The 14,771-nt window shown below is 64.1% G+C and carries 16 protein-coding genes; 5 read left to right on the plus strand and 11 right to left on the minus strand.

What is annotated here, in order from left to right; genetic code table 11:
• Positions 1–48: 48 nt before the first annotated feature.
• From PZL22_RS19685 to PZL22_RS19695, 3 genes are read right to left on the minus strand one after another with little or no spacing between them, the layout of a single operon-like run.
• On the minus strand, positions 49–924 hold the full coding sequence (locus tag PZL22_RS19685; protein WP_003529786.1) for an SDR family oxidoreductase: 876 nt from the start codon (positions 922–924) through the stop codon (positions 49–51).
• A complete protein-coding gene (queG, locus tag PZL22_RS19690) occupies positions 921–2,084 on the minus strand; it encodes a tRNA epoxyqueuosine(34) reductase QueG (protein WP_003529785.1) in 1,164 nt (387 codons plus the stop codon). Before queG ends, PZL22_RS19685 begins: the two co-directional genes overlap by 4 nt.
• A 10-nt stretch (positions 2,085–2,094) precedes the next feature.
• Entirely contained in the window at positions 2,095–2,787 is a 693-nt protein-coding gene (locus PZL22_RS19695; protein WP_003529784.1) for a glutathione S-transferase family protein, read from the minus strand.
• Positions 2,788–2,943: 156 nt separating this feature from the next.
• On the opposite strand from PZL22_RS19695, the gene PZL22_RS19700 reads away from it, so the two are divergent.
• Positions 2,944–3,750, plus strand: a complete 807-nt coding sequence (locus tag PZL22_RS19700) for an undecaprenyl-diphosphate phosphatase (protein WP_003529783.1) — start codon at positions 2,944–2,946, stop codon at positions 3,748–3,750.
• Between the two features lie 110 nt (positions 3,751–3,860).
• Here PZL22_RS19700 and PZL22_RS19705 read toward each other — a convergent pair whose 3' ends face one another.
• From PZL22_RS19705 to dnaN, 7 genes are all read right to left on the minus strand, one after another.
• Positions 3,861–4,022, minus strand: coding sequence for a hypothetical protein (locus tag PZL22_RS19705; RefSeq protein ID WP_003529782.1), 162 nt, complete (start codon positions 4,020–4,022; stop codon positions 3,861–3,863).
• 248 nt (positions 4,023–4,270) lie between these two features.
• Complete coding sequence (locus PZL22_RS19710; RefSeq protein ID WP_003529781.1) at positions 4,271–5,251, minus strand: complex I NDUFA9 subunit family protein; 981 nt, start codon at positions 5,249–5,251, stop codon at positions 4,271–4,273.
• A gap of 120 nt (positions 5,252–5,371) precedes the next feature.
• Positions 5,372–5,659: a DUF1330 domain-containing protein gene (locus PZL22_RS19715; protein WP_284718541.1), complete on the minus strand. Its 288-nt coding sequence runs from the start codon at positions 5,657–5,659 to the stop codon at positions 5,372–5,374.
• Positions 5,660–5,764: 105 nt separating this feature from the next.
• Complete coding sequence (gene pyrF / locus PZL22_RS19720) at positions 5,765–6,469, minus strand: orotidine-5'-phosphate decarboxylase (RefSeq protein WP_003529779.1); 705 nt, start codon at positions 6,467–6,469, stop codon at positions 5,765–5,767.
• A gap of 7 nt (positions 6,470–6,476) precedes the next feature.
• Positions 6,477–7,058 carry a histidine phosphatase family protein gene (locus PZL22_RS19725; RefSeq protein ID WP_003529778.1) on the minus strand — a complete coding sequence of 194 codons (582 nt, stop codon included), beginning with the start codon at positions 7,056–7,058 and terminating at the stop codon, positions 6,477–6,479.
• A gap of 14 nt (positions 7,059–7,072) precedes the next feature.
• Positions 7,073–7,675 (minus strand): phospholipid N-methyltransferase PmtA, encoded by a 603-nt coding sequence (gene pmtA / locus PZL22_RS19730; RefSeq protein WP_003529777.1) that lies wholly within the window; start codon positions 7,673–7,675, stop codon positions 7,073–7,075.
• Positions 7,676–7,878: 203 nt separating this feature from the next.
• Positions 7,879–8,997, minus strand: a complete 1,119-nt coding sequence (gene dnaN / locus PZL22_RS19735; RefSeq protein ID WP_003529776.1) for a DNA polymerase III subunit beta — start codon at positions 8,995–8,997, stop codon at positions 7,879–7,881.
• Positions 8,998–9,241: 244 nt separating this feature from the next.
• Between dnaN and rsmI the strand changes: the two genes are divergently transcribed.
• From rsmI to PZL22_RS19755, 4 genes are all read left to right on the plus strand, one after another.
• A complete protein-coding gene (rsmI, locus tag PZL22_RS19740) occupies positions 9,242–10,204 on the plus strand; it encodes a 16S rRNA (cytidine(1402)-2'-O)-methyltransferase (RefSeq protein WP_015008045.1) in 963 nt (320 codons plus the stop codon).
• A complete protein-coding gene (locus PZL22_RS19745; RefSeq protein ID WP_003529772.1) occupies positions 10,194–10,562 on the plus strand; it encodes a YraN family protein in 369 nt (122 codons plus the stop codon). The genes rsmI and PZL22_RS19745 overlap by 11 nt, the downstream gene beginning before the upstream one ends.
• A 204-nt stretch (positions 10,563–10,766) precedes the next feature.
• Positions 10,767–11,714: a glutathione synthase gene (gshB, locus tag PZL22_RS19750; protein WP_003529770.1), complete on the plus strand. Its 948-nt coding sequence runs from the start codon at positions 10,767–10,769 to the stop codon at positions 11,712–11,714.
• 185 nt (positions 11,715–11,899) lie between these two features.
• A complete protein-coding gene (locus tag PZL22_RS19755) occupies positions 11,900–13,432 on the plus strand; it encodes a YifB family Mg chelatase-like AAA ATPase (RefSeq protein ID WP_003529769.1) in 1,533 nt (510 codons plus the stop codon).
• Positions 13,433–13,752: 320 nt separating this feature from the next.
• Here PZL22_RS19755 and PZL22_RS19760 read toward each other — a convergent pair whose 3' ends face one another.
• Positions 13,753–14,718 (minus strand): IS110 family RNA-guided transposase, encoded by a 966-nt coding sequence (locus tag PZL22_RS19760; RefSeq protein WP_013844028.1) that lies wholly within the window; start codon positions 14,716–14,718, stop codon positions 13,753–13,755.
• Positions 14,719–14,771: the final 53 nt, after the last annotated feature.

Genomic DNA, 14,771 nt, shown 5'->3' on the forward strand with positions numbered 1-14,771 from the left:
GCTTGACATCCCGCGCGATATTCTGGTCGGCCTTGAGGAAATAGGTGCTTATTTCCGGTCCCAGGTTCCCGATGTCCACAGCTGTGCAAGCGACACGCGATAGTTCGGGAAGTCCGGATCGAAGCCCGCCTGGCGCAGTCGCGCATTGGAGACACGCTTGTTCTCGCCGTAGAAAGAACGCGCCATGGGGGACATATCTGCGGTTTCGAAGGGGATCTCGGGCGGCGGTTCGACGCCCATCAGCCGGGCGGCTTCCTGGACCACATCCTGTGGTGGCGCCGGCCCGTCGTCGGTCACGTTGAAGACGCCGCCCATGCCCCGCTTTGCGAGAAGGGCGGTCGCCGCGCCGATGTCTTCGACGCGGATACGGTTGAAGACCTGGTTCGGCTTGATGACGCGGCGCGCCGTGCCTTCGGAGAGATTGCGGAAGGCATTGCGGCCCGGACCGTAAATGCCTGCAAGCCGAAGCACCGCCACCGGAATGCCGCGCTGTGCGCCGTGCTCGAGCCAGGCGTTTTCGGCTTCCACACGCTCCAGCGAGCGCTGCGAGACCGGGTTGAGCGGCGTATCCTCGGTGACCCAGGCGCCGCCGTGATCGCCATAGACGCCGACCGTGGAAAGATAGCCCACCCACTCCAGACGCGGCAGAAGTTCGGCAAGCGGCGGCGTTCCGGCGCGAAACATAGGGTCGCCATCGCGGCCCGGCGCAATCGACTGAACGAGGTGGGTGGTCTCCCTCATCACATCCTTGAGCTCGTCCGATATTTCCGCGCCGTCGAAGAGGATCGGGCGGATACCGGCAGCCTGCAGGCGGCCGAGCTTTTCTGCCGACCGGGTGGTGCCGGACACGGACATCGCCAGGGGAGCGAGCGCGCTCGCGATCGCCGTGCCGGAATAGCCCGCACCAAGGATCAGGACATTCATCGGTTCACTCCCGCCATTTGCCATTCCGCAAGAACCTCGTCATCGGTTTCAGGCCCGCATTGCCGGGCGAAGACCGCCAGATCGGCGGATGAAATCAGTCGCAAAAGCGCCCAGACCGCCATCCCCCTGACGGTCGGCGATGCATCCGCCGCCAGCGCCTTGCAGACCTCTATCAGGCTCTTCTCACCGGAATTGCCGGCGGCGATCAAGGCATTTCGGACGAAACGATCACGCCCGATGCGCTTTACCGGTGATGCGGAAAAGAAGGCCCGGAAACCTGGGTCGTCGAGCGTCAGCAGGAAGGAGAGCTCCGGTTCCCTGAGATCGTCCCGCGCCTGGAGTTTCATTTCCGATGCCGAGCGCGCGAACTTGTTCCAGGGACAGGCGGCGAGACAGTCGTCGCAGCCATAGATGCGGTTACCGATCAGCGGCCGCAACTCAGGCGCAATCGATCCCTTGTGCTCGATCGTGAGATAGGAGATGCAGCGTCGCGCGTCGATGCGGTAGGGCGCCGGAAAGGCATCGGTCGGACAGGCGTCGAGGCAGGCCCGGCAGGAGCCGCAATGGTCGCGCTCGGGCTCGTCCAGATCCAGTTCGGCTGTCGTGAAGAGGCTGCCGAGAAAGAGCCAGGAGCCGAATTCGCGGCTGACCAGATTGGTGTGCTTGCCCTGCCAGCCGATGCCGGCCTTTTCCGCAAGCGGCTTCTCCATGACAGGGGCGGTGTCGACGAAGACCTTCACGTCCTCGCCCGCCCGGGCGGCAAAGCGCGTGGCGATCTCTTTCAGCCGGCCCTTGACCACGTCGTGATAGTCGCGATTGCGGGCATAGACGGAGATCGCGCCGCGATCGCGTCTGGCGAGGACCTCGCGCGGGTCGTCCTCGGGAGCGTAATTCATGCCGAAGAGGACGATCGAGCGCACTTCGCTCCAGAGGACGCGCGGATCGGACCGGCGCTCGGCTGTCTCGGCAAGCCAGTCCATCGTACCATGGGCGCCGGCAGCCAGGAACTGCCTCAGCCGCTCGGGCGCCTGGGGTATGGCGTCCGGATGGGTGATGCGACAGATGTCGAACCCCTTGGCCGCGGCTTCCTCTTTCAGGAAAGCGGTGAGGTTCCGTCGTTTCCTGCCCTGGTTCTCCGCTTTTGCAGCGTCGCCGGGCATGATCTGGTCCTTAAAAGTCGAGATCCGCATAATGTGAGACGGGGGTCACGCCGCGCACCCGCTCGGCGAGCAGCGGCCGGAAAGATGGGCGTGACTTCAGCCGCTGGTACCATTCCTTGGCGGTCGGCGCATCGGACCAGTCGATCTCTCCGAGATAGTCGAGCACGGAAATCGCCGCGGCTGCGGCGAGATCCCCATAGGAGATGCGATCGCCGGCAAGCCAGGGGCGCGATCCGGCGAGCCACGAGAGATACTTCATGTGCTGGCGGATATTGCTGCGCGAGGTTCGGAGAATTTTCGAATCCGGCGCACCGCCGCCCTGGTCCGGGGTCATCTGCAGCTTGAAGATGCGCTCGCGCACGAGCGGGCGCGTCACGTCGGCTTCCATCTTCTGCAGGAACCATTCGGTGAGCCTGCGGATTTCGGCGCGCTGAAACGGGTCCTCGGCAAGAAGACGGCGGTCGCGCTTCATGATGCCGCTGGTCTCGTCGAGATATTCGGAGATGATCGTCGCGCCGCAGAGCGCGCGCATGCTGTCATCGACATAGACGGGCAGAGTGCCGGCGGGATTCAGCGTCAGGAAGTCGCGCCGATTCTCCCATGGCTGTTCTTCGCTCAGTTCCGTCTGATAGCCATATTCTGAGAGAATAAGGCGTACGAACCGCGAAGCAGGGGACATGGGGTGATGATACAGTGTCGGCATCGATGATCAGATTGCAGCTGTTTTCGGGGATATCGGCGTCGCGGCATATGCAACTGGCCACGGCTCGTTACGACGAGCTATAGGTAGTTGCGGTGGCAAACACAAGAGAATCGACTTTCTCCTCCCACATCCAATTATATCAGGAATAGCTTTTACATGGCGGATCAATCGATCATAAGCGCGCTCGTCCTCGGGCTCATCGAAGGGCTGACGGAGTTCATCCCGGTCTCGTCGACGGCGCATGTGCTGCTTGCCGGACACTTCCTCGGATTCAAATCGCCGGGAAACACCTTTGCCGTTCTGATCCAGCTCGGCGCCATATTGGCGATCCTGCTCGTCTACTTCCAGAAGCTGCTGGCGATCGCGCTCGCCCTGCCGACGAGCGTCAAGGCCCGCCGCTTCGTCTTCTCGGTTCTCCTCGCCTTCCTGCCGGCGGCGCTTATCGGTGCTGCAGCGCATGGGTTCATCAAGTCGGTGCTTTTCGAGACGCCGATGCTCATATGCGTCGTGCTGATCGTCGGCGGCATCATTCTTTATGCGATCGACCGGCTCCCTCTAACGCCCCGCTACACCGACGTGTTCGACTATCCGCCTTCGCTCGCGCTGAAGATCGGCCTCTTCCAGTGCCTCGCCATGATCCCGGGGACGTCACGTTCCGGCGCGACCATCGCCGGGGCCCTGCTGATGGGGACCGACAAGCGCTCCGCCGCCGAGTTTTCCTTTTTCCTGGCCATGCCGACCATGGTCGGAGCCTTTGCGCTCGACCTCTACAAGAACCGGGATGCGCTCTCCTTCGACGATGTCGGACTGATCGCCGCCGGTTTCATCGCCGCATTCATCGCCGGAATTTTCGTGGTGCGTTCGCTGCTCGACTTCGTCGCGCATCGCGGCTTCACGCCCTTTGCGATCTGGCGCATCCTCGTCGGCACCGCCGGGCTGGTCGGTCTGTGGCTGCTCGGATAACGCAGTCCGGAAACATAAAGCCGGATGCGTCTCTTTCGAAACGCACCCGGCTCCTGGCCCCCGCCAAAACTCAACATGCCCGGCTCGAAGCCGAGGCGAAAATGTCCGGCTTACTCGCCGGCAAACCCGATCGACGCCGTCGTGCACGGGTTGACACCGTAGGCCGGCGTGCAGCCCTTGTTGCTGCTGGCCACGGTGCCGGGTGCCATGAACGAGCCCGCCAGAATGATCAGTGCCGCAGACGCAAAAAAGATTGCGATCGACTTGCCCATGGGACGTTATGCCTTTCGAGTGTGATGTCTGCACCGGCGGCGCTCGCCGAGCGGTCAGTGCGAGCGGTGTTTATTCTGCGATCATGTCATGATCAATATCAGGGCGGGCTGAATCTGCGGTAAACGGGATTCGGATTTGCAACTGCGGCAGAACTGCAACGCTGTTGCCGAGCGGGCACAGTGGGGGGCCGCAAAAAAGCCGCTGGCGGAGCCGGCGGCTTGAATGCGTACGGTAGTGATGCGACGGCTCAGGCGGCGCGGCCGCTGCGCGTATATTGCCCATGCGGGCGATAGCGTACGAGATAAGTCGGCAGGATCGACTCGAGCATCGTCGGCTCGATGCCGATACCTGCAAGCGTGCGGCCTTCCGCTTCGGCCTTTGCCGAGACGACATTGTCCGATTTCAGCAACACCACCTGGTCGGCGGTGAGCGGCGGCGTGATGAACGGCACGAGCGAGGCGACGCTGCCCATCAGCGAGGCGATGCCGAAGGGTAGCGACACGAAGGAGCGCTTGCGGTCGATCGTCTTCAGCATGATATCGAGACATTCGCGGAACGAGAGCACCTGCGGCCCGCCGAGTTCGTAGATCGTCCCACCGGTGAGCTTGCCGTCGACGGAGCGGGCCACGGCCTCGGCAACGTCGGTGACGTAAACCGGCTGAAACCTGGTATTGCCGCCGCCGATGAGCGGCAGGACCGGCGAGAACCGGGCCATTTCGGCAAACTTGTTGAAGAAGCCGTCTTCGGGGCCGAAGATGATCGACGGGCGGAGGATCACCGCGGCCGGAAGCGTTTCGAGGATCGCAGCCTCGGCGCGTCCCTTTGTCCGGGCATAGCTCGACTCGGAGTTTGCGTCGGCGCCGATCGCCGAGATATGGGTGAGCGTGGCGCCCGTCGCCCGGGCCGCCTCGGCGACCGCCCGAGCGCCGAAATCCTGGACCGCCTCGAAGGTGTTGCGGCCGCTTTCGAAGAGCACGCCGACGCAGTTGATCACATGGTCGGCGCCGTCGACAGCGCGATCGACCGACCTGCGGTAGCGCAGATTGGCCTGAGAGAAGGAGATTTGCCCGACATTGCCGAGCGGTTGCAGGTGGCCGGCGAGATCCGGACGGCGAACCGCGACGCGAATGCGGTAGCCGCGTTTGGCGAGCGCGCGCACCACATGACGGCCGACAAATCCGGATCCGCCGAAAATCGTCACCAGCGGCGGAAGGTTGGACAAGGTCATGAGAAACGCACTCCTGATGTCAATGGTAGAATTGCTTGCTACATAGCCCAAGCGTCGAGCGAGGTGAAGGCCAATCCGCGCGCTTCGGAAGCGTGCCCCGATGCGTCGCGGAACCTCGCCTCAAACACCCTCTACGACGACCATTTCGGCATCGGCGACTTCCTGGCGGATGGCCGCGGCAATCTGGTATTCGGGCGAATTGTAACAGTCGACGGCCGCCTGCAGCGAGGGGAATTCGATGACGACGTTGCGGGTACGAGCGGCACCTTCGAGCCGATGGAACTGCCCGCCGCGCGCGAGGAAGGTCGCTCCGTATTTTTCGAAGGCGGGCGTCGCCGCTATCACGTAGTCCTTATAGCGTTCGGGGTCCCTTATATCGACCCGAGCGATCCAGTATCCTTTGGCCATGATGAACTCCTCGTCTTTCACGAAACGCAGACGGGATGGTTACTTCCGGCAAAATGCGCCCCAGGTCAAGCAGGCCCGAACGTCGCCCGAGCGCTATACGGCGGATCAACGGGAGAGGGCGCTCTCCATTTCGGCCAGGATCGCGCGGCTTGCTGCGAGAGGGTCGGGCGCGGCAACGATCGGCCGCCCGACGACGAGGTGGCTCGAGCCGGCGCGAAGCGCGTCGGCCGGCGTCATCACCCGCTTCTGGTCGCCTTTTTCCGCACCGGCCGGGCGGATGCCCGGCGTCACCAGCGCCATGTCGCCGCCGATGATCTTTCGCACGGCGGCGGCCTCCTCCGCCGAGCAGACGATGCCCCCCATGCCTGCGGCGCGGGCCTGTTCGGCGCGGCGCAGGACCAGGCTGTGCGGATCATATTCATAACCGGCATCGATGACGTCCTGTTCGTCCATCGAGGTGAGCACCGTCACGCCAAGCAGGCAGAGGTTCGAGCCCCTGGCCGCTTCGACGGCCGACTTCATCGCCTTCGGATAGGCGTGCAGCGTCAACATCGACACGCCCATCTTGACGATGTTCTCCACGCCCTTGGCCACCGTGTTGTCGATGTCGAGCAGCTTCATGTCGAGGAAGACCTGCTTGCCGCTCGCGGCGAGATCGCGCGCGAAGTCGAGGCCGCCGGCAAAGGCCAGTTGATAGCCGATCTTATAGAAGAGGACTTCCTCGCCGAGCGTCGAGACGATTTTCTCGGCCTCGCTCACCGTCGGAAGATCAAGGCCGACGATCAGCCGGTCGCGCGCGCTTGTGCTCATATCGAGATCACCCCTGCCAGAACTCCATCGGCGTCCAGTCGCATGTGACGGCGCGATCCGCAAGACGGAAGGCGAAGAGATTGCCGCCGCCCGGCGGCTGATCGGTGCTGCGGGCGATCGCCGTGCCCGTCATCCGGCATTTGAGCAGCGTACCGACGCCGCCATGGCCGATGAAGGCGATGGGCACCGCCGGATCGTGCCGGTCGAGAACCTGGAAGACGGCCCTGGAGATTCGCGCCTGGGCGTCGACGGCACGCTCCCAGCCCTTGAAGCTCTCTCCAGGCCGGGCAAAGAACTGATCGGCCGCCTTCTCGAACTCCTCCGGCGGCAGGAAGCCGGTCGCGGAACGGTCGTTCTCGCCCATCTCTTCGTCCGTTTCGACCGGGATGCCGGCAGCGTCGGCCAGGAACCGCGCCGTTTCGATCGCCTTCTTCTCGCCACTGGCCAATATGCGTCCGAGCAAACGGACCCATGGCTGTTTCGCCGTGGCGCGCATGCGCTCTTCGCCCAGCTCGGACAGACCCCATTGGGGCACGGAGACGGCGGGATCGATTCTGACCTGCGGATGGGTGAGATAGATGCCGAACACCGGACTTGGCGCCGTCAGTGCGTCTTGCGGTAGATCCACAGCTGCGCCGGCGGAATGTTTCGCACGACGAAGTCGAAATGCTGGATTCGGTAGCGGTCCGGCATGGCGACCACCGGCGACATCGGACCGTAGGAGATCTGAACGACCGGGCGGCCGAAGGGAATGCGCGAGAGCAGGTCTTCTATGAGTTCGACGCGGCGATGCATCGGGAAATTCAACAACGGTACGGCGGAAACGACGCTGTCGAACTGCTGATCCTTGAAGGCCCCAAGCGTGCGGGAAAGATCGAAGGCGTCGCCGTTGATGAAATGCACGCCGTCGAAATGCGCCTTTAGCTGATTGTAGAAGTCGGTGGAGTATTCGATGGAAACCAGCTTTTCAGGCTCTATGCCGCGCTCGAGGATCGCCTTGGTGATCACCCCGGTGCCGGGGCCAAGCTCGAGGACCGGCAGACCGGATTCCGGATCGACTACGCTGGCCATGCGGCGTGCCGTGATGGCGGAAGTCGGGAGGATCGCGCCGACCGCGCGGGTATTGCTCATCCAGCCCTTGAAGAAGCGGATCTCTTCGTCGAATTTCCGACCGAATTTTTCCTTCACCCTCAAGCGCAAGCTCATCGAATCCCCTCGCAGTATGATTTGCAGTTGCGCTCTTATCGTGATTCGTGTGGCTGCGTGAGCGCTTATTCATAATGTGCTTCCATCTGCGGCAAAAACAAGTCCGACTGCGTCTAAAAGCGACAGATCATGAACGATGCGCGACGGGTACATATGAAAAAGCCCGCCGAACGGCGGGCCTTTATCGCAGTCTGCGGCATGCGTTACACGCGCATCGGCATCAGCACGTAGAGCGCATCCTCCGCGGCCAGATCGCGCACGAGCGTCGGCGAACCGGGATCGGCCAGCAGGAAGACCGCCTCGCTGCCGGTCAGTTGCCCGGTGATGTCGAGAAGATATTTGGCGTTGAACCCGATCTCGAGCGGATCGCTTTCGTAGCCGACCGGCAGTTCTTCGGTGGCGCTGCCGGAATCCGGGTTGTTCACGGTCAGCGTCATCTGGCCGTCGGCAAGCGCGAGCTTCACGGCGCGGCCGCGTTCGGAAGAGATCGTGGAGACACGGTCGACGGCCTGCGAGAAGGACTGGCAATCGACGCGCAGCTCCTTGTCGTTGCTGGCGGGGATCACGCGCTGATAGTCGGGGAAGGTTCCGTCGATCAGCTTCGACGTCATCACGATGGAGCCGATCGTCAGGCGGATCTTCGCGTCCGAGACCTCGACCGTCACCACCACGTCCGGGCTGTCGAGAAGTTTCTGCAGTTCGCTGACGGTCTTGCGCGGAATGATGATGCCGGGCATGCCCTCGGAGCCCGACGGCGCTTCGACATCCGCCCGGGCGAGCCGGTGGCCGTCGGTCGCGACGGCGCGCAGCTTCAGGTCGCCGTTGCTCTCGACCGTGTGCACGAAGATGCCGTTCAAATAGTAGCGTGTCTCTTCCGTCGAGATCGCGAACTGGGTGCGGTCGATCAGCATCTTCAGATCGGGCGCTTTCAGGCGGAAGGAGTGCGAGAACGTGCCGGCGGTCAGATCGGGAAAATCCGACTGCGGCAGGCACTGCAGCGAAAACTTGGAGCGGCCGGAGGCGACGGTCATCGCCGTGCCTTCCGCATTGGTGGCGAGCCGCACCTCCGAGCCGTCCGGCAGCTTGCGGACGATGTCGTAGAGCAGATGCGCCGGAACGGTGGTGGCGCCGGCCTGTTCCACCTGCGCCGGCGTCGCCTCGGTAATCTCCAGGTCGAGGTCGGTCGCCTTCATTTCGAGGCTGGCGCCGTCGGAGCGCAGGAGCACGTTCGAAAGGATGGGGATGGTGTTTCGCCGTTCGACCACGCGGTGGACATGGTTCAGCGATTTCAAAAGGTTGGACCGCTCGAGAGTAATACGCATGGATGCTACCGCTTTCAACCATTGCCGCGCGGGCGAGGGGACCGCCGCGGCGTCAACTGCGTGCCCCGGCCGCTCGGCCGGAAGGATGTGGACGGGCAAAATGGCAGAAAGAGAGCCGCAAAAGCAAGGGGTTTTGAGCCCTCTTCCCCAAATGCGAGACTGCAGGCGCGGCCCGCCCTTGCCCCGGGCTCCCCGCTCACTCATAAAGGGCGCGAACCCGGCTTGGCCGGAATGGTCGATCGGAATGATCGGGCCAGGAGTGATTGGGAAGGCGGCGTTGCAAAAGCAGCAATCGACGGATGCATCCGAAAAGGAACGGCAGCGCGGTTTTCGCCTGCACAATACGAACATTCCTGCGCGCCCGCTGGAGCCGTGCCTTTATCTCGTGGCAACGCCGATCGGCAATCTCGGCGACATCACGCTGAGAGCCCTAGAGACGCTTGCCGGGGCCGATGTGCTCGCTTGCGAGGACACGAGGGTGACGCGGGTGCTTTTGGACCGCTACGGCATCGTCAATCGGCCCACCGCCTATCACGAGCACAATGCCGCCGAGGCGGGGCCGCGACTGCTTGCAGCACTTGGCAATGGGAAATCGGTGGCGCTCGTCTCCGATGCCGGTACGCCGCTCGTCTCCGATCCGGGCTATCGCCTGGCGCAGCAGGCGGTCGAGGCGGGCTACCGGGTCGTTCCCATACCTGGCCCCTCGGCGCCGCTTGCGGCCCTCGTCGGCTCCGGCCTTCCGAGCGATGCCTTCCTCTTCGCAGGCTTTCTGCCGGTGAAGGACAAGGCGAAGCGCGACCGGCTCGCCGAACTCGCGGCCGTTCCCGCCACTCTCATCTTCTTCGAGTCCCCGCATCGCATTGCTGCGACCGTCACTGCTGCGGCCGAGGTCCTCGGCGCAGACAGGAGGGCGGCCGTCTGCCGCGAACTGACCAAGACCTTCGAGGAGTTCCGCCGCGGAACGCTCGGCGAACTCGCGGCGATTTACGACGAAAGCGCCAATGTGAGAGGCGAGATCGTCCTCGTGGTCGGTCCGCCAGAGGCAAAGCCCCAGCCGGAGGCGGCCGACGTCGACGCACTGCTCAAGGAACTCGCCCGCGACCTGCCGATGGGCAAGGCCGCGACCGAGGCGGCGCGCCGCACGGGGCTGGCGCGCAAGGAGCTTTACGACCGGCTCCTTCATCTCAAGGATGGCGATGAAGGCTGAGCGACCGGACACCCGCAAGCTGAAGGCGCTGAAGCGGGGCCACATCGCCGAATACCGCGCCGCGCTCTGCCTGATGCTGAAGGGCTATCGCATCGTTGCCATGCGCTATCGCACCAGGCTCGGCGAGATCGACATCATCGCCCGGCGCGGCGACCTGGTCGCCTGCGTCGAAGTAAAGGCCCGGGTGAGCCTGGAGGATGCGGTCTTCGCCGTCACAGACACGGCGCAACGGCGCATCCGGGCGGCAAGCGATCTCTGGCTGTCGCGCCAGGGCGATTTCCACCGCCTGTCGGTGCGCTACGATATCGTCGCCGTAACGCCGTGGCGCTGGCCGCGGCACCTGCCGGACGCCTTTTGATGACGCCTTTTGATAGGCGGGAGCGGCGGGAACCTTCTTGCCTAACCACGGTACGCATTCTACATCTTGCGGGCTTTTCTGCGGTGCCGCTCGTCGCGAAGACGAGGGGCGGAGCATCGCGTCGAATTGCCGTATAATTCGATTTCCGACCGGAGCCGGTCGAAGGAACTATGCGCATCGTGGATCCAGATCGGGAACGGGAAAATGGCAGGAATCGTCAATGTCGGGGTCCAGATGGACCATGTTTCGGGCATCACCATTGCGGGCGATTCGACCTTCGCGATGAGCCTTGAGGCGCAGGCCCGAGGCTATCGCCTGTTCCACTACACGCCCGACAAGCTGTCGCTCCGGGACGGCAGGGTCTATGCGACCGCGCAGCAGATGCAGTTGCGCGACGTCAGGGGCGACCACTTCACTCTCGGCGAAGACGAGCGGATCGATCTTTCGACCATGGACGTCATCCTGCTTCGCCAGGATCCGCCATTCGACATGGCCTATATCACCTCGACGCATCTGCTCGAGCGGCTGCACCCGAAGACGCTGGTCGTCAACGATCCGGCCTGGGTCAGGAACTCGCCCGAGAAGATCTTCGTGACCGAGTTTCCGGATCTGATGCCGAAGACCCTGATCACTCGCGACCCGGACGAGATCGCCCGCTTCCGTCAGGAGATGGGCGACATCATCCTGAAACCGCTCTACGGCAATGGCGGCGCCGGTGTGTTCCACTCCGCGCGTGACGACCGCAATTTCTCGTCGCTCCTCGAAATGTTCGCCCAGATGTTCCGCGAGCCTTATATCGCCCAGGAATATCTGCCGGCGGTCCGCAAGGGCGACAAGCGCATCCTGCTCGTCGACGGCGAGCCGGTCGGCGCGATCAATCGCGTTCCGGCCGAGCACGATTCTCGCTCCAACATGCATGTGGGCGGGCGCGCGGAGGCAACCGACCTGACGGCGCGCGAGCGGGAGATCTGCACCCGCATCGGCCCGGCGCTGAAGGAACGCGGCTTCCTCTTCGTCGGCATCGACGTGATCGGCGACTACCTGACCGAGATCAACGTCACGTCGCCGACCGGCATCCGCGAAGTGAAGAAGTTCGGCGGTGCCGACGTCGCTAGCCTGCTCTGGGACGCGATCGAGAAGAAGCGCGCCTGATCTTTACGGCGGACCGCCACTCTCGCTCTTGTGTTCTATCATTGTTCTTGTTTTCAAGCGTATTCCGTGCAAGATTTACCGTTGCAACCGGTTTTGGTTGTGACGGCGTGTGTGGGCCGCCGTGCTGGAGCGGGATTGCGGAAGGACGATGATCCTTCGCGCTCCGCTCGAAATCAGGGGGCAGTATGGTCGCGCGCGTCAGCACGGTTGCGTTTCAGGGTATCGAGGGCGTTCCGGTCGACGTCCAGGTGATGGTTGCACCCGGCAAGGTCGGTATGCAGATCGTCGGACTGCCGGACAAGGCGGTGGCCGAAAGCCGCGAGCGCGTCCAGGCGGCGCTTCATGCATCGGGGCTGGCGCTTCCCGCCAAGCGGGTGACCGTCAATCTGGCGCCGGCGGACCTTCCGAAAGAGGGAAGCCATTTCGATCTCGCCATCGCGCTCGGCCTGATGGCGGCGCTCGGCGCTGTCCCTGCGGACGCGCTGTCCGGTTATGTCGTCATCGGCGAGCTCAATCTCGACGGCACGATCGCAGCCGTCGCCGGCGCGCTGCCGGCGGCGATCGGCGCGAATGCGCTCGGCAAGGGGCTGATCTGCCCGGCGGAAAGCGGGCCCGAGGCGGCCTGGGCCGGATCGGAGATCGATATTCTCGCCCCGCGCAGCCTGATCGCGATCGCCAATCATTTCCGCGGCACGCAGGTGCTCTCCCGCCCCGAGCCGGCGGTCCGGGCGGCCGCCGGGGGCCTTCCCGATCTTGCCGACATCAAGGGCCAGGAAAGCGCCAAGCGGGCGCTGGAGGTCGCGGCGGCGGGCAACCATAATCTGCTGATGGTCGGCCCGCCCGGTTCCGGCAAGTCGATGCTTGCGGCGCGGCTCCCCTCCATCCTGCCGCCGCTTTCGCCCGCCGAACTGCTCGAAGTCTCGATGATCCATTCGATCGCCGGGCAATTGCCGGGCGGCAAGCTCTCGGACCGCCGGCCCTTCCGTGCGCCGCACCATTCCGCCACCATGGCGGCGCTGATCGGCGGCGGCTTCCGCGCGAAACCGGGAGAGGCGTCGCTCGCCCATAACGGCGTGCTCTTTCTCGACGAATTTCCGGAATTTGCGCCTCAGGCGCTCGACGCTCTGCGCCAGCCGCTCGAAACCGCCACCTGCATCATCGCGCGCGCCAATCATCGCGTCACCTATCCGGCGGCGATCCAGCTCATTGCCGCCATGAACCCCTGCCGCTGCGGCATGGCCGGCGAGCCGGGCCGGAGCTGCGCCCGCGGGCCGCGCTGCATGGCCGATTACCAGGCGCGGATCTCCGGCCCGCTGATGGACCGTATCGATATCCGCGTCGACGTCCCGGCCGTCAGCGCCGCCGACTTGATCCGCCCCGGCACCTCCGAGCCGAGCGCCGCCGTCGCCCGCCGCGTCGCCCGCGCCCGCGAGCTGCAGAGAGACCGCTTCGCCGGCCTCGGCCATCCCGAGCTGACGAGCAACGCCCGCTCATCGACGACGATGATCGAAAAGATCGCCGAGCCCGACGCCGCCGGCCTGCAGCTACTGCGCGATGCGGCGGAAAAGATGAAATTCTCGGCGCGCGGCTATCATCGGGTGCTGAAGGTCGCCCGCACCCTCGCCGATCTCGATGCGGCGCCGACGGTCGGTCGCATCCACCTCGCCGAAGCGATCTCCTACAGGGTGGCGGGAGAGAGACTGCCGGTCGCCGCGTAGGATCCGACTTCGATGAGGATGGGGCGCCCCTCATCCGGCTGCCGCCACCTTCTCCCCGTTCTGACGCTACGGCATGCACATATCTCTTGCGCGCCGGTGCGGCGGATACTGCTGATGAAAGGGACCCCTCGCGAACTCAACCGCCTCAACCCCGCTCGGTCGGGATTGCCCCTCAACCGGCTGCCGCCACCTTCTCCCCGCAGGCGGGGAGAAGGGATATGCCGCGCCCGCTCGCTCCCTCGGGCGGGCGGTGAATGCGGGGTTCAGTTGGCGCCGCTTGTCCCTTCTCCCCGCCTGCGGGGAGAAGCGCAACCATTAGACTAAGCGCAAGAATTTTGTTGTGGCGCGCTTTTCGTCCATGGGGTTTGGCGCTTGACGACGGTGTTGGCGAAGATGATGAGTTTGCGGACGCAGGCGATGAGCGCCGCTTTGTGGGATTTGCCTTTTGCGGTGAGACGATCGTAGAGCTCAACCAGCGTCTCGTTCCAGCGCTGCGACGCCGGTAAGGCGGCATTGAACAGGGCCCTGCGGACGCGCGCCCGTCCGCCGGCGATATGGCGCTCGCCTTCACGCTTGCCGCTCTGGTCGTCATAAGGCGCCACGCCGGTCAGCGCGGCGATCTCCTCACGGTCGACCCTGCCGAGTTCGGGCATCAGAATGACCAGGGTGAGTGCCGTACGGATGCCGATGCCGTCGATGCTTTCGATCAGATCAAGCTTCCGGGCGAGATCGTCATGCTCGCGGACAGCGGCCTGCAACAGCGCGAGCTGGGCTTTGCAACGGCTCTTGAGCTCACCGATGGAACGATCGATCTCCTCGAGGATCCGCCTGTCGGTGAAACGCTCGCGGCGGGTCTTGAGGCAGGCTATATCGGCTTCGATCTGCTCGATGAACAGCAGCCATTCGCCAAACGCGATCAGCCGGCTATCCGGCGCATGGCATCGCGCATCCGAACGGGCAGCGCACTCGGCGATCAGCGCGGCGTCGAGCTGGTCGTTCTTGGCTCGGCGCAGCTTATAGAGGCCGAAAGCGCGCACTTGCCGCGGCTGCAGCAGGACGACCTCAAAGCCTCTCTGATGCAGATACGCAATCACGTCGCGCTCATATCCGCCGGACGCTTCGATCCCGACCCGTCCGATCCCCTGCCGCTCGAGCCAGTCAGCCAGAGTCTGCCAGCCGTCGGCGTTGTTGGGCACTTTCTGTTTGTCGCTCACCGGGTAGGTGGCGACATCAAGCCATATCTTCCCGGTATCAATACCGGCCGCTTTCATGCTAATCTCGGTCATCCTTGTCGTCCCTGCCTTGCATACGAACCAGGTTGTTCCAGCAACCATTCGGG

Source organism: Ensifer meliloti (genome assembly GCF_030064585.1).
Lineage (GTDB): Bacteria > Pseudomonadota > Alphaproteobacteria > Rhizobiales > Rhizobiaceae > Sinorhizobium > Sinorhizobium meliloti.